Annotated in this window: 16 protein-coding genes; 9 read left to right on the top strand and 7 right to left on the bottom strand. The window is 45.2% G+C overall.

What is annotated here, in order from left to right; translation table 11 throughout:
• The first annotated feature begins 82 nt into the window (after positions 1-82).
• A complete protein-coding gene (gene mnmG / locus BTW00_RS02915; RefSeq protein WP_075106146.1) occupies positions 83-1,978 on the top strand; it encodes a tRNA uridine-5-carboxymethylaminomethyl(34) synthesis enzyme MnmG in 1,896 nt (631 codons plus the stop codon).
• Between the two features lie 240 nt (positions 1,979-2,218).
• Complete coding sequence (locus tag BTW00_RS02920) at positions 2,219-3,178, top strand: AEC family transporter (protein WP_058023886.1); 960 nt, start codon at positions 2,219-2,221, stop codon at positions 3,176-3,178.
• A 132-nt stretch (positions 3,179-3,310) separates the two neighbouring features.
• Here the strand turns inward: BTW00_RS02920 and BTW00_RS14030 are convergent, their stop codons facing one another.
• The 5 genes from BTW00_RS14030 to katG form a co-directional block, all read right to left on the bottom strand.
• Positions 3,311-3,481 carry a hypothetical protein gene (locus BTW00_RS14030; RefSeq protein WP_178379241.1) on the bottom strand — a complete coding sequence of 57 codons (171 nt, stop codon included), beginning with the start codon at positions 3,479-3,481 and terminating at the stop codon, positions 3,311-3,313.
• A 30-nt stretch (positions 3,482-3,511) separates the two neighbouring features.
• The gene (locus BTW00_RS02925; RefSeq protein WP_058023885.1) at positions 3,512-4,531 is read right to left on the bottom strand and encodes an LLM class flavin-dependent oxidoreductase; all 1,020 of its coding nucleotides are present in this window, start codon (positions 4,529-4,531) and stop codon (positions 3,512-3,514) included.
• A 272-nt stretch (positions 4,532-4,803) separates the two neighbouring features.
• Positions 4,804-7,362 carry a membrane-bound PQQ-dependent dehydrogenase, glucose/quinate/shikimate family gene (locus BTW00_RS02930; protein WP_075106147.1) on the bottom strand — a complete coding sequence of 853 codons (2,559 nt, stop codon included), beginning with the start codon at positions 7,360-7,362 and terminating at the stop codon, positions 4,804-4,806.
• 203 nt (positions 7,363-7,565) lie between these two features.
• Positions 7,566-8,495: a LysR substrate-binding domain-containing protein gene (locus tag BTW00_RS02935; protein WP_075106148.1), complete on the bottom strand. Its 930-nt coding sequence runs from the start codon at positions 8,493-8,495 to the stop codon at positions 7,566-7,568.
• A gap of 358 nt (positions 8,496-8,853) precedes the next feature.
• Positions 8,854-11,046 (bottom strand): catalase/peroxidase HPI, encoded by a 2,193-nt coding sequence (gene katG / locus BTW00_RS02940; protein WP_075106224.1) that lies wholly within the window; start codon positions 11,044-11,046, stop codon positions 8,854-8,856.
• 766 nt (positions 11,047-11,812) lie between these two features.
• On the opposite strand from katG, the gene BTW00_RS02945 reads away from it, so the two are divergent.
• The 5 genes from BTW00_RS02945 to BTW00_RS02965 all read left to right on the top strand — a co-directional run bounded on the left by BTW00_RS02945 (position 11,813) and on the right by BTW00_RS02965 (position 18,007).
• Entirely contained in the window at positions 11,813-13,441 is a 1,629-nt protein-coding gene (locus tag BTW00_RS02945) for an MFS transporter (RefSeq protein ID WP_075106149.1), read from the top strand.
• Positions 13,442-13,489: 48 nt separating this feature from the next.
• Positions 13,490-14,362, top strand: coding sequence for a peptide chain release factor N(5)-glutamine methyltransferase (gene prmC / locus BTW00_RS02950; RefSeq protein ID WP_075106150.1), 873 nt, complete (start codon positions 13,490-13,492; stop codon positions 14,360-14,362).
• Between the two features lie 45 nt (positions 14,363-14,407).
• Positions 14,408-15,199 (top strand): HesA/MoeB/ThiF family protein, encoded by a 792-nt coding sequence (locus BTW00_RS02955; RefSeq protein ID WP_075106151.1) that lies wholly within the window; start codon positions 14,408-14,410, stop codon positions 15,197-15,199.
• An 81-nt stretch (positions 15,200-15,280) separates the two neighbouring features.
• Positions 15,281-16,624 (top strand): AarF/ABC1/UbiB kinase family protein, encoded by a 1,344-nt coding sequence (locus BTW00_RS02960; protein ID WP_075106152.1) that lies wholly within the window; start codon positions 15,281-15,283, stop codon positions 16,622-16,624.
• A gap of 126 nt (positions 16,625-16,750) precedes the next feature.
• Complete coding sequence (locus BTW00_RS02965) at positions 16,751-18,007, top strand: YbfB/YjiJ family MFS transporter (RefSeq protein WP_075106153.1); 1,257 nt, start codon at positions 16,751-16,753, stop codon at positions 18,005-18,007.
• A 22-nt stretch (positions 18,008-18,029) separates the two neighbouring features.
• Here the strand turns inward: BTW00_RS02965 and BTW00_RS02970 are convergent, their stop codons facing one another.
• The gene (locus BTW00_RS02970; RefSeq protein ID WP_058023877.1) at positions 18,030-18,518 is read right to left on the bottom strand and encodes an Lrp/AsnC family transcriptional regulator; all 489 of its coding nucleotides are present in this window, start codon (positions 18,516-18,518) and stop codon (positions 18,030-18,032) included.
• Between the two features lie 221 nt (positions 18,519-18,739).
• Here BTW00_RS02970 and leuA point away from each other — a divergent pair, with 221 nt between their 5' ends.
• The gene (gene leuA, locus BTW00_RS02975; protein ID WP_075106154.1) at positions 18,740-20,524 is read left to right on the top strand and encodes a 2-isopropylmalate synthase; all 1,785 of its coding nucleotides are present in this window, start codon (positions 18,740-18,742) and stop codon (positions 20,522-20,524) included.
• Positions 20,525-20,803: 279 nt separating this feature from the next.
• Positions 20,804-21,424 carry a hypothetical protein gene (locus BTW00_RS02980; protein WP_075106155.1) on the top strand — a complete coding sequence of 207 codons (621 nt, stop codon included), beginning with the start codon at positions 20,804-20,806 and terminating at the stop codon, positions 21,422-21,424.
• A gap of 151 nt (positions 21,425-21,575) precedes the next feature.
• On the opposite strand, the gene accC is transcribed toward BTW00_RS02980, so the two are convergent.
• Positions 21,576-22,937 carry an acetyl-CoA carboxylase biotin carboxylase subunit gene (accC, locus tag BTW00_RS02985; protein ID WP_075106156.1) on the bottom strand — a complete coding sequence of 454 codons (1,362 nt, stop codon included), beginning with the start codon at positions 22,935-22,937 and terminating at the stop codon, positions 21,576-21,578.
• Positions 22,938-22,975: the final 38 nt, after the last annotated feature.

Consider the following 22,975-nt stretch of genomic DNA (forward strand, 5'->3'; position numbering starts at 1 on the left):
ACTGACGTTTATTTGCTGATGGTTTTCTTATTTGAACACAAGATACGTCAATCAGCAGCGTTATGAGTCAAGTGAGGCACACATGCAATACCCAAAACATTACGACGTGATAGTAATCGGCGGTGGTCATGCTGGTACAGAAGCTGCTCTGGCGGCTGCACGTATGGGCGCTCAGACCTTATTGTTGACCCATAATATCGAGACGCTTGGTCAGATGAGCTGTAATCCCGCGATTGGCGGTATCGGTAAATCGCATTTAGTGCGTGAGATTGACGCGTTAGGCGGCGCGATGGCGCTAGCAACGGACAAAGCAGGTATCCAGTTTCGTGTACTAAACAGCCGTAAAGGCGCTGCTGTGCGTGCCACACGTGCGCAAGCAGACCGTATCTTGTATAAAGCGGCTATTCGTCATACGTTAGAGAATCAACCAAACCTAGATATATTTCAGCAAGCCGCTGATGATATCTTGGTAGAGAATGGCCGTGCGACAGCTGTTGTGACCTCTACAGGTATTATTTTTAAGACCGAAACAGTCGTATTAACCTCAGGGACTTTCTTGGGCGGCGTCATTCATATTGGTCTAGAAAACTCAAATGGTGGCCGTGCAGGGGATCAGCCTTCTATCAAGCTCGCCGATCGTTTGCGTGAGCTTAAGCTACCAGTCGGTCGCCTAAAAACAGGTACGCCAGCACGTATCGACGCCCGTAGCGTTGATTTTAGCGTGATGACGGTACAGCCAGGTGATACGCCGCTGCCTGTCATGAGCTATATGGGTGATGTCTCTATGCATCCTGAGCAGGTCAACTGCTATATCACACATACCAATGCGCGTACTCATGACATCATCCGTGAAAATCTTAACCGCTCGCCAATGTTCTCTGGCAAAATCGAAGGCGTAGGCCCGCGTTATTGTCCGTCTATCGAAGATAAAATTCATCGTTTTGCGGATAAAGATAGCCATCAGATCTTTATTGAGCCAGAAGGTTTGACCACGCATGAGCTGTATCCAAACGGTATCTCAACGAGCTTGCCATTTGATGTGCAGTTAGACTTCATTCACAGTATGAAAGGCTTAGAGAACGCGCATATTACCCGTCCAGGCTATGCCATCGAGTATGATTATTTTGATCCACAAAACCTAAAGCCAACGCTTGAGACCAAATCGATTGATCGTCTGTACTTTGCCGGTCAAATTAACGGTACGACTGGCTACGAAGAAGCGGGCGTGCAGGGTTTGCTAGCAGGGACCAATGCCGCATTGGTCACGACCAACAACAGCGAGTTTGACACGTGGACGCCGCGCCGTGATGAAGCGTATCTTGGCGTACTTGTGGATGATTTGATCACCCATGGTACGACCGAGCCTTATCGTATGTTTACGAGCCGTGCAGAATATCGTTTATTGCTACGTGAAGACAATGCCGATCAGCGCTTAACTGAGACGGGTCGTAAATTAGGACTGGTGGATGATGTGCGCTGGCAGGCTTACCAAGAAAAAATGGAAGCGATCTCAACAGAAACGTCACGCCTAAAAGACATGTGGGCCACGCCTACCAACGCATTAGGTAAGCAAGTAACTGAGCAGACGGGTGAGGTACTCTCTAAAGAATCGACTGCCTTTGATTTGCTCAAGCGTCCGCAAATACATTTTGCTGATATCGCGGCTATTACTGACTCAACCGTTGATGCGCAAGTAGGAGAGCAGATCGAGATTTCTGTCAAGTACGCCGGCTATATCGATCGTCAGCAAGAAGATATTGATCAAATGAAGCGCTTAGAAAACACGGCGCTACCGCTAGATTTTGATTATAGTGTGGTATCAGGGCTATCAAACGAGATAGTACAAAAACTCACGCAAGTTCGTCCTGCGACGCTAGCTCAAGCTGGACGTGTCAGCGGTGTCACACCTGCGGCCATACAGTTATTGGCGATGACGGTTAAAAAACATAAAAAAGAAAAGGCTGCGCTTGACTCGTAACGGTAGTATGCTAAAGCCTTTTATAACAAAGCATCTATGATATAAAAAGCCCGTAATAATATTTTATTGCGGGCTTTTGTTTATTGAAAAACCACTCTATTATCGAAATAAAGTCTCATTCAAACTTGTCTTACTTGCTGCTTTGTCTCTATACTAGGTCGTAAAATCTGATTATTACTTATTAAATTTTCTTGTTGATGCTCATATCATGATGGGCTTGTCACCGAATTGAGCCTATTTATGATTGATGCTATTGTTTTTGCTATTACTATTGTATTCCCCAACCTTGCTTTGATGTGGTTGGGGTTTTTTATGCAAAGACGTGGCGAGGCGAGCCAAAGTTTCATTGACCAGGCATCCAGCTTTGTTTTTAACTACTGCCTGCCTTGCTTGCTATTCTTTAGCGTGGTCGATAGCGATGTTGATTATGGTCAGCAAGTTAAGCTAATTTTTGTTGGTATTTTGGTGACATTTGTCCTGTTCTTTGGGGCGGAGCTGTATGCCAAACGCTTCGTCAAACGTCCTGCCGACCAAGGCGTGTTCGTACAAGGTATTTTCCGTAGCAACATGGCTATTATTGGCCTCGCAACCGTTGCCAATGCTTATGGTGAGCGTGGTTTAAGTATTGGTGCCGTTTACATGGGCGTAGTCACCATATTGTTCAATATTTTAGCGGTCATTACGTTAAGTCGTGTCTCTAAAAGTGTGGATGATACTTTGATCAGTCGCAGTATTATGATCATCAAAAAGGTATTTACCAACCCACTTATTTTGGCATTGCTATCAGCATTTGCTTATAAGGCATTGCCATTGCCACCACTCACAGGTGTGATTCACACGACTGGTGATTTGTTGGCGGCGGTCGCACTGCCACTGGCACTGATTTGCGCTGGTGCTAGTATTGATTTGAAATCGATGCTGAGTGCCTCAGGGTTATCTATGCAGGCAAGTATTGGTCGGATTGTGATTGCGCCAATCATCGCCATTGCGATTGGCTTGGCATTTGGTTTATCAGGCGTCCATATGGGCGTACTATTTTTGATGGTGGCATCACCAGCCGCAGCGGCCAGTTATGTCATGGCAAAAGCGATGGGGGGTAATGACATATTGGCGGCCAATATCTTGGCGTTTACGACGGTGGTTGGTATGTTTGGCATGGCATTCGGTGCGGCAGCATTACGTGCGCTTGGCTTAATGTAGTAAAGAATCTAGGAAGAAGGTTCACTACATTTACTTTAACAGATACTACCATTTTTAATATATTAAGTCTTAATACGTTTTACCGCATTAAAAAAGCCCCTTTTTCAAAAAAGAGAAAGGGGCTGTTTTATATTAATTCAAATTGTCTTGATTGCGCCTTTCTTCTCGACGTTGCTTACGCTTAGGACTGGTACGGTAGGTCAGATACCCACCGATAGCCATGACTGCAAGAAATGCCAAGATATACATAAATATCGACGAGCCAATCATAAGTGATGCACCGATAACCGCAGTTGCTTCCATGCCAAAAATCCAGTTAAGGTTTGGCAATAATTATGCAAGTGTCTCATTTGATTGTAAAGTAAATAAGTTTAGCTCCGGTGTAAGTTCAAGTGAACGAATACGCGCTGCTTGATTATGTACATTAGCGGTTACAATCAATTCATCTGGTTGATGGGTTGCCAAAAACGCAGCCAATTTTGGTTTGACTGTCTCGACAGATCCAATAAATGAAACTGACAGCGCATTATCTACCATCATTTTTTCTGCTTGGCTCCAGATGCTGTCCATATCGTGCGTAGGTTTTGGCATTTGACCTGTCTCACCACGGCGCAAGCGTACAAAACTCTGCTGTGCTGAGGTAAAGTGATACTGAGCAGTCTCATCGTCGTCAGCTAGTAACAAGTTTGCAGCAAGCATGACATAAGGCTTATCTAAATAGGCAGACGGTTTGAACTGCTCACGATAGGCTTTAATTGCTTGTCCTAGCATTTGCGGTGCAAAATGTGAGGCAAACACATAGGGCAGTCCTAAATGTGCGGCTAAGGTCGCACCAAAAAGGGACGAGCCCAATATCCAAATAGGGACGCCTGATCTGGCACCAGGAAATGCTTGTACAGGGCTGCCATCTGTATCATTGCCCAAGAAGTACATCAGTTCTTGGACATCTTGCGGGAAACGCTCGGCGTCTTTCATTTGGCGGCGCAGTGCCTGAAACGTCGCCCCATCAGTGCCAGGTGCGCGTCCTAAACCCAAGTCAACACGGTCGCCATATAATGCTTGCAAAGTACCAAACTGCTCAGCAATTACCAAAGGCGCATGATTTGGTAGCATCACACCGCCTGCCCCAATACGGATGCGCTCGGTTTGGCTACCGATATGTGACAGTAGGACTGAGGTCGCTGCACTAGCGATACCTGGCATATTGTGATGTTCAGCCATCCAGTAACGGTTTAAGCCAGACTTCTCTGCTTGCTGCGCGGTTTGTACCGTTTGAGCAATACCTTCAGCGATGGTGTTGCCTTCAGGTACTGGTGCGAGATCTAAAAAAGATAAAGGGATTTTGTTATTCATAAATTATCCAGTAGAGTGATTAATTATTTTCTCTTGATATGCTTGTCACCATTACCGATTTCAAGCCGTGTTACAGAGTAGCAATAAATCATAACAAAGACAGATTATCGATGATTTAGGCACTTGGTGAGCAACAGCATCCGTTGATAAATAAGTCTATCATCATAAAAAGAATCGTATAATAAAAAGCGTCAGTACATAAAAAAGCAGGTAACCGAAGTTACCTGCTTTTTTGAAATGACATTATGTAAATGGTAAGTTTTTTAAATCACTTATTTGGCTTGATCGCCAAGCTTATAAGCGACCACATAATCACCAATCTTCGTACCTACTGAACCATGTCCACCAGCTACCAATACCACCATCTGCTCACCTTTAGAGTTCAAGTAGGTCATAGGTGTAGCCTGACCACCTGCTGGAATACGAACATTCCATAGCACATCGCCATTCTTTAGATCATAAGCTCGGAAGTTGTTTTCTGTTGCTGCTGACAAGAATGCGACGCCACCTTTAGTGATGATAGGTCCGCCGATACCAGGCACCCCCAATTCAAACTTGATTGGAATAGGAGATAAGTCCTGTACAGTACCGTTTTTGCGTTGATACGCAATCTCACCTGTGGCCAGATCAGCACCTGCGATCGTACCCCATGGTGGCTGCTGACAAGGTACACCAAGTGGTGATAAGAATGGTCCCATCTCTACCGCATAGTCTGCGCCTTCATTGGCATTCACACCTTGTTCACCTTTATTGGTCTCAACATCGCCAAGTGTGTCTTTAGGGATGAGTTTTGAGGTAAAGGCAAGGTAAGTTGGCATACCGAACATCACGCCATTTTCAGGATCGACAGCGAGTCCGCCCCAGTTAAAAGTACCAAAGTTACCAGGATAGACTAACGTACCGTTGGTTGATGGCGGCGTGTAGCGACCGTCGTAGTTGAGTTTGTTGAACTCAATACGGCACATCATCTGATCGATGAGACTTGCGCCCCACATATCTTTTTCAGTCAGTTTCTCAGGCGCAAAGCTCAAGCCAGAATAAGGTTGCGTCGGAGCAGCATGTTCACCAGCAATGAGGTAGCCTTGCGGTGCATCACGCTCTTTGATAGGTACAATAGGCTCGCCTGTTGCACGGTTCAAGACGTAGACATCGCCTTGTTTGGTCGGTATAACCAACGCAGGTTGGACACCATCAGCGGTATTTAAGTCAAGCAATGTTGGCTGAGCAGGCGTATCCATATCCCAAAGATCATGATGGACAAACTGCTGTACCCAGCGCGCTTCACCTGTTTTAAGATCTAGTGCGACCACAGAGGTTGCATACTTTTCTTCAGCAGCATTACGATAGCTACCGAGCTGATCGGGCGTGCGATTGCCCATTGGGAAGTAGGCCAAGCCAAGCTCTTCATCAGCACTGGCAGTCGACCATGAGTTTGGCGAGCTGGTGCGATAGACTTGAGTTGGATCATTGACATCAAAAGGTGCTGTGTTGTCAGGATCGCCTGAATCCCAGTTCCACATAAGCTCGCCAGTATTCACGTCATAAGCACGGATCACACCAGAGGGTGAGTTCACATCATAGTTATCATTGACGGCACCAGCAACAATAATAACCCCACCTGCTACGACGGGTGCAGACGTTGAGTAGTAGTAGCCTGCTTGCGGGAACGGCATGTTGTGCATGAGGTCTAATGCACCATCTTCACCAAAGTCTTGACAGCGTTGTCCCGTTTTTGGATCGAGGGCATATAGCTTGGCATCAGAGGTTGGGATAAATATCTTGGCATCACATTGCTTAGATGCGTTTTCAAAGGTATTACCCGCGATTTTTTGTACCATTGTATCGCTAGTCGCAGCCGGTTTATTAGCCGCTACTACGTTATTATCAGTGGTGTCACTGACGGCGCTATTGCTAGCTGTCTCGGTATTAGCATTAGCTGCTGGCGTAGTGCTGTTTGTACCAGCTTGACCAGCGTAATAAGAGACACCGCGACAGGTTTGATGCTGACGTTGGAGGTTTTCGCCAACCTTAGGATCAAACTTCCACAGTGTCTCACCAGAGTCGGCATCTAATGCCAATACCCAGTTATGCGGCGTACACATATACAAGGCGTTGCCGATTTTTAATGGTGTTGCTTGATAAGTGGTTTCGCCAACATCATTAGGACCTTTGACATCACCGGTTTGGATTTGCCAAGCGAGTTCTAAATCTTTGACATTATCAGTGTTGATCTGAGCCAGAGGAGAGTAGCGTTGTCCATAATCAGTACGACCATACGCGCTCCATTCGCCATCTGGTGTTTGCTCGCCATTTGATAATGGGTCGCCAAGGTTGGTAGAAGTGGTGTTTTGATCGCCGTCATCTTTGGCAGTTAAATCGAGCTCGCCCAATTTGTCGGTGGCATTATTGGCCATACTACCGAAAGAGAGCAGTGCGCCCACAACCACACTGGCCATTAGTCCCCAATAATAAAGAGGACTTTTCTTAACGTTGTTTGTGGTTGTTACTTGAGCGTGTTTCCCTTGCATTTTCTTAGAGACCCACGGTAAAAGCATTAATAAACCAAAGATTAGTGGGAAACCCAAGCGAGTTGCCAGCGCCCACCAATAAAATCCAGATTCCCACAGTGCCCAAACCATCGTTATGACGATGAAAAGAGCGTAGAGGCCGTAAGCACTCCAATGTTTTTTGAACAACAAAAAAGCGGTCGCAAGCATCGCTGCGCCAGCAAAAAGATAGTAAGGACTACCGCCTAAAGAGAGCAGATAAGCGCCGCCAATAATCAAGGGGACGGCAAAAACTGCCATAATGATCGCTACGAGTTTTTCCATGAGCGGTATCACCTGTTACATAGAAGCAAATGGACATGCAGTGGTCGACACCCAGTACAAATCAATATCTAGGCGTCCAGCAATACATGCAGAAATAAAAACGAAATCAAACGTTGAATAACGTTTGAGACTGTATTTTATCACTTATACATAAGCTCGGTAAAGGTGGGGTAAGATAAGACCAGCGGTTTAGACCCTTTGTTTTAGTTGTCGAATTGCTTCTGACAAAGCTCCATAAAGGCACGACCGTATTGGCGGATTTCCGCATCATCACGCACCGCCATCCAACTGGTGAAACGCCCGAAGTGATCGACTGGAATCGCGGTCAAGTTCTGATAGTGACTTGGTTCAAAGGCCATCTCGGCAATGATACCAATGCCTAAGCCAAGTCCTACATAGGTGCTAATCACATCCGCATCAAGTGCTGCTAACACAATATCTGGCTCCAAACCTGCGGCCTCAAAGGTATTATCAATCGCGCCGCGTCCAGTAAAGCCGCCGTGATAAGTCACAATGGGATAGCTTGCGAGGGTAGGCAAGTCGATAGAATCTTGCTTGGCAAGTTCGTGATCGCTTGGCACGATGACGCGATGCGTCCAGTCGTAATAGCGGTAGCATCTAAGATAGTTGTTGTGTAGCAAAGACTCCGTTGCGATACCGATATCAGCCTGACCACGAATGACCATCTGCGCGATGGTCTCAGGATCGGCCTGTTGCAAGATCAAATTGACTTTTGGAAATCGCTCTTTAAATTCTTTAACCACTTTCGGCAACACATAGCGTGCCTGCGTGTGGGTCGTCGCAATGGTCAATGTGCCGATATTAGGATTATTAAAATCAAGGCTTAGATTTTCAATGGTACGAATCTCGGCAAAGATAGATTCGATATGTGGCATGAGCGCCGTACCCATGGTGGTCAGCCCTGTCAGACGCTTTCCTTGACGAATAAATACTTCGGTCTTCAGTTGGTTTTCAAGTGCCGCGATATGCTTTGACAAGCTCGATTGGCTGGTGTGCAGTACAGTCGCTGCTTGACTTAAGTTATAGCCATTGATCACCGTATGCCAGACTGTTTCCAACTGTTTGAGCTGAATTTGCAAATGTCGCTGATTGACCACTACATCGATTGCCATCACTGAATCCTATTGTGTAACAATACAAACCTTACCTATATTTGAAAGATTTGTATATGAAAGTAAAAACTTACAAATGTGCCATAAGAGCGTAGTGTAAAACAAAGCTATTATTCTTGTATATAATAAATAGCTATCAATTTATGATAATTATGAATATAGGTTTTTTATAGTCCTCTTGCTTTTACGGTATTTCTTATAGTTAGTCGTTTGTTTTATTTAGATGGGGTGTGTAACTCAGAATATTTAAGACTGTTGAATATCTAAATTTTAGGCATAAAAAAACAGCTACCTTCTAAAAGATAGCTGTTCATGATTGATAGACTTACTCACTGTTCATTAATCTAATCAATAACGCTTACTCAGCAACGTCATAACGATCCGCATTCATGACTTTACTCCAAGCGCTAACGAAATCACGAACGAATTTCTCTAAGTTATCGTCCTGCGCATATAGCTCAGCATAAGCACGCAAGATAGAGTTTGAGCCAAATACCAAATCCACACGGCTGGCTTGCCATTTGGTATTACCAGTACTGCGCTCACGTATTTCGTAACTATTGACCGTGTTGCTTGGCTCGTCACCTGTTTTCATGGGATGCCACGTGTAGTTCATGTCGGTCAAGTTGACAAAGAAGTCATTGGTCAAGACTCCAGCACGGTCAGTGAAGACGCCTTGTTGGCTTTGACCATGGTTGGTATCAAGGACGCGCATACCGCCAATCAATACTACCATCTCAGGCGCTGTCAATCCCATTAGCTGCGTGCGATCGAGCAGCATCTCTTCAGGAGAGACCGCATAGTCTTCTTTGACCCAGTTGCGATAGCCGTCATGCAAAGGCTCTAAGTCTGCAAAAGATTCGGTATCGGTCATTGCCGCTTCTGCATCACCGCGACCTGCGGTAAATGGTACCGTAACCTCTGTGCCTGCATCGTTTGCTGCCTGCTCAATAGCAGTATTACCAGCAAGCACAATCAAATCGGCCAAGCTCACGTCTTTATCAAAGTCAGACTGAATGCGGGTTAACGCCTCAAGCACGCGTTGCAGCTGCACTGGCTCATTGCCTGCCCAGTCCTTTTGCGGGGCTAAGCGGATACGTGCGCCATTTGCACCGCCGCGATAGTCTGATGCGCGGAATGTACGTGCGCTGTCCCATGCCGTAACGATCAACTCACGGCGACTCAAATCACTGCCCAATATTTGCGATTTTAGCGTCGCAATGTCATCAGCATTCAAGTCTGCATTGCCTGCTGGAATAGGATCCTGCCAGATAAAGTCTTCACTCGGTACATCTGCCCCTAAGTAACGAGATTTAGGCCCTAGATCGCGGTGAGTTAGCTTGAACCATGCTTTGGCAAACACCTCATCAAAATACGCTGGGTCGTTATGGAATTTCTCTGAAATCTCGCGATAAACAGGATCTTTGATCAATGCCATGTCAGCATCAGTCATGATCGGATTACGGCGGACACTTGGATCATGAGCGTCTAATGGACGGTCTTCTTCTTTTATATCAGTCGGCTCCCACTGCCATGCACCTGCTGGACTTTTGGTTAATGCCCAGTTGTGATTCAATAGTAATTCAAAATAGCCATGATCCCATTGGGTTGGATTGGTTGTCCACGCGCCTTCAATACCACTTGAGACGGTATCACCTGCATTGCCATTACCTTTAGGATTGCGCCAGCCTAGGCCTTGCTCTTTGACATCCGCCGCTTCTGGCTCGTCTTCTAGTGTGGTCGCATCGCCATTACCGTGACACTTACCAACGGTATGACCACCCGCGGTCAAGGCAACCGTTTCTTCATCATTCATTGACATACGCGCAAACGTCGTACGCATATCTTGAGCGGTTTTCAATGGGTCAGGGTTGCCGTCGATGCCCTCAGGGTTGACATAGATTAAGCCCATTTGTACCGCTGCTAGTGGGTTTTCGAGGGATGCACGGTCTTTATCGCTATCGTAACGGTTTTCGGTCGGTGCCAGCCATTCGCGTTCAGAACCCCAGTAGATGTCTTTTTCTGGATGCCAAATATCAGCACGACCACCAGCAAAGCCTAGCGTTTTAAAGCCCATAGACTCATAAGCCATGTTGCCTGCCAAAATCATCAAATCAGCCCATGACAGTTTGTTGCCGTACTTTTTCTTGATGGGCCATAGTAGGCGGCGCGCTTTGTCTAGGTTGGCGTTATCCGGCCAGCTATTTAGTGGCGCAAAGCGTTGATTACCAGTATTAGAACCGCCGCGACCATCGGCACCGCGATATGTACCCGCTGAATGCCACGCCATACGAATCATCAAGCCACCATAATGACCCCAATCTGCTGGCCACCACTCTTGTGATTCGGTCATGAGGTTTTTCAAATCGGTTTTGACGGCTTCTAGATTAAGTTGTTTGAAAGCTTTAGCATAATCAAAGTCTGCTCCCATTGGATCAGTCTTTTTGTCTTGCTGATGCAATATGTCTAGGTTCAAGCTATTCGGCCACCAGTCAGTCGCAGCAGAGGCGGTGGTAGTATGCGCTTGATGCATGACGGGACAGCCGCCCATGCTAGGACGCTGCGGTGCGTGTGTTTGATCAACGTTTTCACTATGAATCGTCGGTCCCTTATCATCACCTTGATCATAAGTTGTATTGGTTGCGGTGTCGCTGTTACCTTGGTGGTTTATCGAGCAACCGGCAGTATCTTGCGTGGTGTTTTTGTCGGTTGGGGTGTTGGTAGAATCGGACATGGCAAAACTCCTAGGCTATGGTAATAGAAAGAACAAACCGTCAATTAAGATAATCATTGTTGATATAGAGAGCATAACGAAGTACTGTTTATTTATAAAACTAATATATAAAAATTATATGTTTTAAATTATTAATCATTAATTCTTGGTGTAGTACCTCATCCAGCTTGCTATTAAGGTCATTGCTCTTGCTACTAGGTAGGACAGTAATAAGCCGATCAAGTTTGTATTGATCCTACCTCTATCTACATATTACCGATAAATGAAAGCGTTGTTAGACATCTTTGATGAGAGTAAGTAGTAAGAAAACTAAGGACTGGTTTAACCATAGTGAAAGATTGCTATAATCTTCGTTACTGCAGCGAAATATAAGCCGTTATGAAAGTGCCAGAATCAATGAGTTAATGCAAAAACATCTAGTCAAGGTAGCGGTTCTCAAGTACCATAACTGAATTTTGTTGTAATAAACGCATTGGTGCAACGTAAAGCAATTTTTATCGATCTCTTGATGGATAACTGATTCTAAAGATTGATAAAAATTGTGCGCAGTTGTGTTATTTGTCTCAATTGTTGGTGAGTTATTATGTCTGCTGTCAAATCTGTACCACCCAAACCTCCCATCGCCAAAAAATCATGGGGCGAGGCGGCGAAAGCCTATCTTGATCGGCGTGCTATGATCATGCTGTTTTTGGGTTTTGCAGCTGGTATTCCTATTTTGCTTATTTTCTCCAGCCTATCGTTATGGCTGCGTGAGGCAGGGTTTGATCGTAGTGTAGTGACGACCTTTAGTTGGGCGGCATTGGGATATTCGTTCAAGTTCATTTGGGCGCCCCTAGTAGATGCGGTGCCGCTACCCATATTGACTAGATTGCTGGGCCGCCGTCGTAGTTGGATTTTGATTGCACAGCTCTTAATTATTTTGGCGATTTATATGATGGCCAGCATCAACCCGACGGATGAGAGCAGTTTGCACTATATGGCCATGGCAGCCGTGCTATTGGGCTTTTCGTCCGCCACGCAAGATATCGTGGTCGATGCCTATCGTATTGAGCTTGCCCCTGCGAGTTTTCAGTCAGTATTGTCGGCAATGTATACCGCAGGCTACCGTTTAGGGATGATTTTTGCAGGCGCAGGTGCGCTCTATTTAGCAGATTATTTTGGTTCGACCGAAGAGCTTTATAGTTACGAAGCGTGGCGCAACACCTACTGGATCATGGCAGCGGTGATGGGCGTAGGTGTGGTGACCACGTTGATAATTCGGGAGCCTGTGAGTGAGCAGATACGTATTGATCGTCCCGCCTCTGACTATGCTCGTTTGGTACTGGTGTTTGTATTGTCGGTCGCCGCTTTTATCATCGCTTTTGTCAATGTTGGTGCGTTACTGCCAGAGACAGACAGTGTGATGTTTGCTTTTTTATTTGAAGTTGTCCATCTGTTAACCAGCTTACTGGTGGCATCGGTTGTGGGTTACCTGTCTGTCAAAGTGGGCGTGGTCAAACAAGAAATGGCTTATACCACTTGGGTTGAACCAGTCGTTGATTTTTTCCGTCGTTATGGCAAAAAAGCATTATTGCTACTGGCCTTGATTGGGTTATACCGGATTTCTGATATCGTCGCAGGGGTCATCTCGAACGTCTTTTATCAAGACATGGGATTCAGTAAAACGGATATTGCCAATGCAGTGAAACTGGTTGGTGTCATCATGGTTATTGCAGGTGGCTTTTTGGGTGGTATTTTGGCTCAAAAACTGCGTATGATGCAGGCGATGATGGTCGGTGCCATCTTGGCTTGTGTGACGAATTTATTATTCGTCCTGCTCACTTACCATCCTGGTAGCTTGCCGCATATGTATATGGCTGTGATTTTTGATAATCTGGCGGCAGGCCTTGCCAGCGCTGTATTCATCGCGTTCTTGTCTGCCTTGACCTCGATTCGTTTTACCGCGGTACAGTATGCTATTTTCTCCTCATTAATGACGTTGCTACCTAAGGTGATGGGTGGCTACTCTGGAGCTATCGTTGACAATATGGGCTATCCATTTTTCTTTATTTTCACCTTTGCGATTGGTATGCCAATTTTGATCTTAATCTATCTGGTCGATAAACACATTGTGATTGGTGATAATGACGATATATACGGTGATAATGACAAATTAACAAAGGCAACTCCAAACCTGACCGATACCAATGAGCCACCGCGCGCTTCAGAGTAGCATTGGCAGTACTTTTATCTTTATTTACGATATCTTTAAGAGTGACTTATGACCGCATTGACCATTCGTCAAATAAAGCAGCAAATTGGCCAACTGACGAATGGTGAGACAAATCGTCAAATACCATCGTTTTGGCCAACGGATTGGCTGCTATATGTTATTGATAAACCTTCACTATTTTTGATTACTGACGAAGATTATCAGCTGACAGAGAGTGAGCTTGCACAGTTCAATGCTGGTGTAGCAAAGATGCAGCAAGGAATACCGCTTGCTTATCTGACTGGACAGCAGGAGTTTTGGTCGCTGAATTTTGTGGTCAATGAGCACACCTTGATCCCCAGACCCGATACCGAGGTATTGGTCGAGCAAGTATTGAAATGGATCAATGCTCAGCCAGTATCTAATCCTCATAAGCGCTTACTTGACTTGGGTACAGGCTCAGGTTGTATTGCTGCCAGTTTGGCTCATGAATTAAAAAAAGACAATTGGCAAGTGGTCGCCGTTGATTTGTCGCTTGAGGCGCTCGATATTGCTCGGCATAATGCGGATATTAATGGTGTCACTAATATTGAATTTATCCAAAGCAGTTGGTATCAAGCGTTACCTACTGAGGACGAATGTCGGTTTGATGTGATTGTCTCAAATCCGCCTTATATTGATGAGGCAGACGAGCATTTGGCGGGTCTAACCGCTGAACCGATCAGCGCGCTGAGTGCACCCAATCATGGTTTGGCTGATATCGAGCATATTGTCCAGCAGGCACCGTCTTATTTGTCCAAAAAAGGACTGCTGGCTATCGAGCATGGCCATGACCAAGGGGTTGCGGTTCGACGGTTATTTTTGGAGAATGGTTTTGAGTCAGTACACACGGTACAAGATTACGGTGGTAATGATCGTGTCACAGTAGGGCAATATCCATAAATAGGCTTTATGGATAGACATTTTTAATTATAGGTTGCAAAAAATATGGCAGACGATTTGGCACAGCTATCTGATGATGAGCTGCTCCGTTATGCACGGCAAATACTACTCGACGGTTGGGATATGGATGCTCAGCTGCGATTAAAGTCAGCACGCGTGGTGATAATAGGCGCAGGCGGCCTTGGTTGTCCAGCGTCTGAGACACTGGTGCGTGCAGGGGTTGGTTATGTGCATCTGATCGATGATGATGCGATCGAGGCAAGCAATCTGCAACGGCAAACGCTGTTTTTGCCAGAAGATATCGGTAAGCCCAAAGCGCTGACAGCAGCGGCTATGCTGGCACGCATCAACCCTTTGATAGAAGCTTACGGCACCGTGGCGCGGTTAGATGAAGACAATGCTTATGAATTGCTCAAGCTGGCCTCTGGTAAGCCAGACTTATTACTAGACTGTACGGATAATTTTGCGACTCGTGACGTCATTAATCGCATTAGCGTACGCTATCAAATTCCATTATTATCTGCTTCAGCAATTGCGATGCAAGGGCAGCTGGCGCTGTTTGAGCCACATCTAGACACAGGTTGCTATCATTGCGTGTTTGGCGCGCTTATGCATGATGAGGTTGCTGATGAGCGTACCTGTGCCAATTCAGGTGTGCTTGCGAGCACCACTGTGGTTATGGGTAACCTACAAGCCAATACCGCCTTGCAATATTTGGGATTAACCAAAAATCCACTGACAAATAAACTGCTTATATGGGATGGTAGGCAGATGCAGCAGCGGCTGATGGGTTACAGAAAAGATCCAGAATGCCCAGTCTGTAGCAGCCCTGATTGAATAATATGCCTTTGATATATTTTTAGTCTATTTTCGAAATTATCTATTTTCAAATCCTTTCTATTACCATAGTTGTTTTTTATGAAAATTCATCGTCCGCATTTGTTAAAGCATACCTTTAATGTCGTTAACCGTGTTCGCCAAACCGCGAGTGTCGCAGGTCTGTCTGCGCTAAGAGTCGCAAAAGGGGAAAAACCTGATGCAATGCTACTCAAAGAAACCTTTGAGCAGTTAGGCACGACTTATATCAAAATCGGTCAGTTTATCGCCAGTACACCCTCGCTGTTTCCACGTGACTATGTTACCGCTTTCCAGAGCTGCTTGGATCAAACCACGCCATTGTCTTATGCTTATATCGAGCAGGTGCTAAAAGAAGAGCTGGCGACTGAGGGTATGAGTCTTGATGATAAGTTTGCGCATATTGACTCAGAGCCGCTAGCATCAGCCTCTATCGCTCAAGTGCATGCTGCCCGTCTGCATAATGGTGATGAAGTGGTGCTAAAGGTACAAAAGCCTGGCGTCGAGACGATTATGCAGACCGATTTGGGCGTATTGCATGGCGTGACCAAGCTGCTTGAAATAGTGATGCCATCGATGAGATTCGCAAGTATCGCGCCAATTATCGATGAGATTCGCCTGCGTATGCTTGCTGAGACGGATTTTATCGCTGAAGCACAAAACATCCGCGATTTTCAGCAGTTCTTAACCGTCTCAGGTAATACTCGGGTAGTGGCACCAATAGTGTATGACGATCTGACCACCAAGCGTGTATTGACGATGAGCCGCCTATATGGGGTTTCTATGGTTGATGAGTCGCTCATGCGTCAGTATTGCAGCGATCCTGCGCAAATCATGGCAGATACATTAAACACCTGGTTTGCCAGTCTCATGCTGTGCAATAGCTTCCATGCTGACCTGCATGCGGGTAACTTGATGCTATTAACCGATGGACGTATTGGTTTCTTAGACTTTGGTATTGTCGGTAAACTCAAAGCCGAGAGCTGGCGTGCGTGCATGGGTATGATGCAAGCGATGCAAGACAGTGACTATCAAGCCATGGCACGTCATATGATTGACATGGAAATGACGCATGGTGGCAATAAAGTTGATGTGGTTGCCTTAGGTAATGATCTAGAGCGCATGATGATAACGATCATGGCAGAGGATAAGACCTTTACCAGCGGTGTGCCTTTTAACAGTAAAGAGCAAGCTGACGAGCTCAACAAAATGATGCTTGAGATTGTCGAAGTTGGCAAACGTCATGGTATCCATTTTCCACGCGACTTTGCTTTATTGACCAAGCAAATGTTATATTTTGATCGGTTTATGCGTACGCTAGCGCCTGATATGGATATGTTTAGCGATCAGCGTGTACAAATGCTAGGACAGGATACGATAGGGACAACCACGTTAGATGTATTGTAGGGTTTGTTTTTATTTTATGCCGTTTGAATAGCTCTAATAACTGTTTTACCCCTACTAGTTTTACTATTGCTTTTAATTATCTAATACAAAGGATTGTGTGCTAATTGCCACAAAAATGGCGCTGTCATGATGACTGCTATTAAAAGCCGTGTCGCTCCTACCATCACCAATGAAGCGGCCATTGCCTGTATCGGTATGTACTGTATGGCAGTTGTCATGGGCTATGGACGCTTTCTCTTTACCGCCACTCTACCTGATATTATGGTGCAATTGTCACTATCAACGACGATTGCTGGCTGGCTAGCATCAATCAACTATATCGGTTATTTTATCGGTGCCCTCATTGCTATGTTTGTGCCTCAGCGTGCGACATGGCAGGCGATGACGCTTTGGGCAATAATCAGTGTTGTCACAACAATGCTACTCGTTATACCAAGTATGTCGCTCACGTTATGGTATATCATTCGCCTAATCGCAGGCATTGCAAGCGGGGTAGCGATGATATTGAGCTCATCGTTTGTGATTCAAAACCTGAGCCCCGAGCGCCGTTCTATACTCTCGGCCATCCATTATGCAGGTATTGGTGTTGGTATTAGTGCCTCTGCTGTCGTGACATGGTGGCTTTTGATACTAGGCTATCATTTTGATGTGATTTGGCTGGTTGCAGGCTGTACCAGTTTACCGCTGATATGGCTCCTCTACGCGATAAAACCCAAACCAGTAGATAGTTTGGAGTCACAGTTGAACGATTCGAAACAGCACGTCTCAGTGCATCAGAGCTATTTGAGGTTCAAACGCTCTTTATATGAAGCGATTTCTGGACACCATAAAGCGCTTGCTTTGCTTTTTGTCAGTTATATATTGGCAGGATTTGGTTATATCAGCTCAGCAACTTTCCTGCCTGTTATGGCAGCGCAGCGCTTAACGACACAGACCTATGCTGGATTGATGATTTGGTTGGTCGTCGGTATTTTTGCGATGCTATCAAATCCGTTATGGGGTGCGCTTGCCAAACGTATCGGTGAGGTAAAAACCCTAATGGGTCTCACGGTATTACAAGCGTTTGGCATGTGTTTGCCTATATGGTTTGATGGTGCGCTTGGATTATACGGCAATGCTATTATTCTAGGGTTGACCTTTGTCGGTATGGTGGCGATGACCCTCACGTTGTTTAAAAACATCAATCCTGCTTATTCTAATTTACTGATTGCATTGGCGACGCTCGCCTACGCATTAGGGCAGTTCTTGGGACCTTTGGTGACGGTAGTATTGGCAGGAGAGGATGGCAATTTCAATGCAGGGTTACTGGTCGCTGCTATTGGATTGATGATTGGACTGATTTTGATAATAATGTTTCGTAGACAGTCACCAACGCTCGCTTAGCATTTTTAACGCCATGAGCGCTCTATACGACGCTACGGCTGAATACCTCCCGCAGCTCAAAACTGGTGTGGACTTGGGCAACGCCCTCAATACGATTGAGGCGATGCAATAAAAACTCCTCATAATGTGCCATATCGCGTACTCTCACCTTAATAAGATAGTCTTCTGTACGTCCTGTGACAATACTACAGCTCACGACTTCCTCAAAACTCTGAACGCTACGCTCAAATTGCTCAAAACGCTCAGCCGTATGACGATCCATACTGACGGCGATAAACACGGCGAGCGGATAGCCCAGTTTTTGCGCATCGGTTTTGGTATGGTAGCCTGTAATGATATTAGCGTCTTCTAAGCGTTTAATACGGCGGGCACAAGGGGTGGCAGAGAGATTGACACGCTCAGCAAGCTCCGTGATACTCATACGTGCCTGCGTCTGTAACAAGCGCAATAATTGCTTATCGATGTCATCTATATCTATTGTGCCCGTACTTCCAAAATGACTTTCTGGCATTTTTAGCGCCTCAATAGTGAATTTAGTTGATTGTAACTACTAAATTGGGTTTTTTCACTAAAATCATAGAAAATAAAGTAAAAAATAGGAGGTTTCTATTTGCTAAACTTTGCTATTATTACGGTGTAACTACTCGTTACCTCGTATGATAAATACAATTCTAAACAACAGCTAATCATCTAGCTAAACATACAAATAACCATATCATCTAAGGATTGATTATGTCTGACCAAACCACGCCTACGGCAGTCGCAAAGACTGCAAAGATCACACCAAAAAATGCCGCTTTTGACTTTCGTAAATACCGTCCATTTGCCTTTGCGCCATCGCTGCCAGATCGTACGTGGCCGAGCAAAACAATTGAGAAGTCGCCAGTATGGGCAAGTGTAGATCTGCGTGATGGTAATCAGGCACTGATTGATCCAATGACGATTGAACAAAAAATGCGCTTTTTTAAGACCTTAGTAGAGGTGGGTTTTAAAGAGATTGAGATTGGTTTCCCGTCAGCGGCGCAGGTTGAATTTGACTTTACCCGTAAACTTATCGAAGAAAACCACGTACCGGATGATGTGACGCTACAAGTATTGGTACAGGCGCGTGAGCATTTGATCGCCCGTACTTTTGAATCGCTAAAAGGCGTCAAACGCGCCGTCGTCCATGTCTACAACTCAACCAGCCGTGTGCAACGTGAAAAAGTCTATGCCAAAAACAAAGACGAAATTAAAGAAATTGCTATCACTGGCGCCAAACTATTGAAAGAGTATGCGGCCAAATACCCTGAGACTGAGTGGGTGTTTCAGTACTCGCCAGAGAGCTTTAGTCAAACAGAGACTGAGTACGCAGTAGAGGTTTGTGATGCGGTTTGTGATGTGTGGCAACCACAACAAGGCCAAGAGGTGATTTTTAACTTGCCAGCGACTGTTGAAGCCTCTATGCCGAATGTCTTTGCGGATCAAGTAGAGTATTTCTGCCGCAATCTTCCTCAGCGTGAGCATGTCATTATTAGTCTTCATACTCATAATGATCGTGGCTGTGCTGTAGCCGCCGCCGAATTGGGTGTTTTGGCAGGTGCAGATCGTATCGAGGGCACGTTGCTTGGTAATGGCGAGCGTACAGGTAACATGGACATTATGGTCATGGCCATGAACTTGTTTAGCCAAGGTATCGATCCCGAGCTTGATTTTAGCAACATGAGTGAAATCGTACAGGTTGTGAGCGAGTGCAATAACTTACCGCTACACCCGCGCCATCCTTATGTGGGTGAATTGGTCTTTACCGCCTTTAGCGGCTCACATCAAGATGCCATCAAAAAATCACTCGATTACAACGAAAACAACCAAACTGAGACTGACAACGTTTGGGATGTGGCTTATTTGCCAATCGATCCTGCGCACATTGGTCGTAGCTATCAAGATGTGGTACGTATCAATAGCCAGTCGGGCAAAGGTGGTGTTGCGTATATCTTACAGCGTAATTATGGCTTTAACCTACCACGTTGGATGCAGATTGACTTTAGCCGTGTGGTACAAAAGCAAGCGGAAGCGGTTGCCCGTGAATTACAAAATGATGAAATTTTACAAACCTTTGAAAATACCTACTTGCAGCAAGGTAAGTTTGAGTTACTAGATTATAGTGTCAGTAACAAAGGCGGTGAGGTGTATTTCAGCGGCCAAGTCCAGATGAATAACGACACCATTGATATCGATGGTACGGGTAATGGTCCATTATCATCGTTTATCGACGGTCTTGCACAGCATACGGGTAAATCATTGCATATTATTAACTATGCAGAGCATGCCATTAACCCGCATCATAATAGTGGTAACGGTATCGATGATGATACCAATAGTGATAATAAAACGAATGCAAATGCCGCCGCTTATATTCAGCTGAATGTAGATGGTGAAGTGTACTCTGGCATCGGTACGTGTAGCAGTACAGTATCAGCGATGCTAAAAGGGGCGTTATCAGCTTTTGCTCAAGCATTGAATGTAGAAGCTGCTTAGTATTAGATAACTATATCGTAATACTTTACTGGTCTTGATTTCATAAATATATAACACCGTAGCTCCTTGTACTCAACAAGCAAAGCTACGGTGTCATTTTTTTATGAGTAGAAAGCGACTAGATTATCGGGCATTATCTTACTTCAACGTCACTACTGACTAAGGTTTTGCTTATCGTTTGGATTAAGGTATTTTGCCCAATAGCATAATGTTACTTGTGTTTTTGGTGTCTACGACTTACGCTAATGTATATAAAATATTATAAATAAAAGGTTAATCATGGAACCTATATCATTTGCTTCATTTACATTGGCATCTATTCTGGCTTCATTGCCAGTGAATGGTGAGACAGTTACTGAGCCGACAATCACTACGCATATTAGTCCAGACATTGCAGGACAGTGGGAGATAGATTTAAACAGTTCTATCACCATGACCAAAGACGCGAAAGCTCAGCAAGCGGCATCATCGAATAGTCTGCAAAAAAACAGTTCAGAGCCTAAGATGGTAGCTGATATGGACGGTGGCATAATCACTCAAAGTGAAGCGCGCATACTAAACATTAAGCCGACTACCAGTAAAAACTTAATGGCGTCAGTCAACAAGTCGAATCAGTGCCGTGAGCTATATAATTTTGGTGCGGACAATGAGATGTGGGCGGTCAGTGGTAAAGAGTGGACATACGGTCGCTATCTAGTCACACATCGTGAAGAAGGCCTGCCCGTCATCGCTATCAAGACGATCTATGATAATAACGAAGTAGATTGCTCAGGCAACCAAGTGGATCAAAGTGACGAAGCGTTGATTGCGTTTTTATACCATGATGGCAATCAGATGCAGTGGTGTGCTGATCCTGATGGTACAGAGTGCTTTATGACTTTTAATAGAGTATTGCCATAATAAGTGGCTTGTATCATATTGCACGAGTTATTCGACATCTACTAAGCATAAAAAAGCCGCTATATCGATAGCGGCTTTTTTATGCTTAGCTTTTGGTAATGCTATTCAAATAAGAGTTGATAAACTTTTTACGATTTATAATCGTTTTGTTCTACGCCTCTTTCTTAGCTTTATTGGCAGTCAACATTTCTCGCTCAAGATAGTGAATATTTTGTGCTTCTTTGGCAAAATTCTCATCTGCCAAAATCACATCACGATGTAGCGGTATATTGGTTTTGATACCTTCAATGATCAACTCATCAAGTGCGTGTATGGTCTTAGCAACGGCTTGCTGGCGAGTCTGACCATGGCAGATAAGCTTACCAATGAGTGAATCATAGTAAGTCGGTATCTCGTAGCCAGGGTATAGATGCGAATCGAATCGAACACCTGCGCCACTTGGCGCAAATAGTTGATTGACAGTACCAGGGCAAGGAACAAAAGTTGCTGGATCTTCAGCATTGATACGGCACTCAATCGCGTGGCCTTGGATTTCAATCTCACTTTGACGATAAGATAAACCATAGCCGGCTGCAATTTTTAGTTGCTCAACCACGACATCTATACCAGTAATCATCTCGGTTACTGGATGTTCGACCTGTACGCGCGTATTCATCTCAATAAAGAAAAATTCATTATTTTCAAACAAAAACTCAAACGTACCAGCGCCGCGGTATTTCACAAGCTCACAGGCTTTCACACAGGCTTTTAAGATAGGTTCGCGGACATCATCTGGGATATCTGGCGCAGGCGCTTCTTCTAGTACCTTTTGATGACGACGCTGCAATGAGCAATCACGGTCATATAGGTGGATGGCATTACCATTACCATCACCCAGTACCTGTACTTCTACGTGGCGCGGGTTTTGAAGATAGCGCTCCATATAGACAGTATCATCACCGAACCAAAGCTCAGCTTCTTGCTTCGCCGCTTGGACTTGACCGACCAGCTCGTCAAAGCGCTCAACGACGCGCATACCGCGTCCACCGCCGCCAGAAGCCGCTTTAATCAATAGCGGAAAACCGATATTGCGCGCTTGTTCTTCAGCATTGTGTAGCGTAACGGCACCCACAGAGCCAGGCACGGTTGGTACGCCCGCTTTTTTCATGGCGTTGATCGCAGAGACTTTATTACCCATCAAGCGAATGTGATCTGCATTAGGGCCAACGAAAGTCAATCCTGCTTCTTCTACGCGCTCAGCAAACTCAGCATTTTCAGACAAAAAACCATAACCCGGATGAATAGCATCCGCGCCAGTGATTTCAGCGGCAGTTAAGATAGTATTAATATCAAGATAACTTTGATTGGCATTAGGCTTACCAATACAAATTGCCTCATCAACAAAGCGCAGGTGCATCAAGTTGGCATCAGCAGTAGAGTAGACGCCTACCGTTTCGATACCTAGCGCTTTGCAAGCTCGAACGATACGCAGGGCAATCTCACCTCTATTGGCAATGAGCAATTTTTTTATCATGGGTTCATCCTTGTCGATGCATCAGTTATTGACCAAGT

Origin of the sequence: Psychrobacter sp. C 20.9 (genome assembly GCF_001921765.1) — a bacterium.
GTDB classification, from domain to species: Bacteria; Pseudomonadota; Gammaproteobacteria; order Pseudomonadales; family Moraxellaceae; genus Psychrobacter; species Psychrobacter piscatorii_B.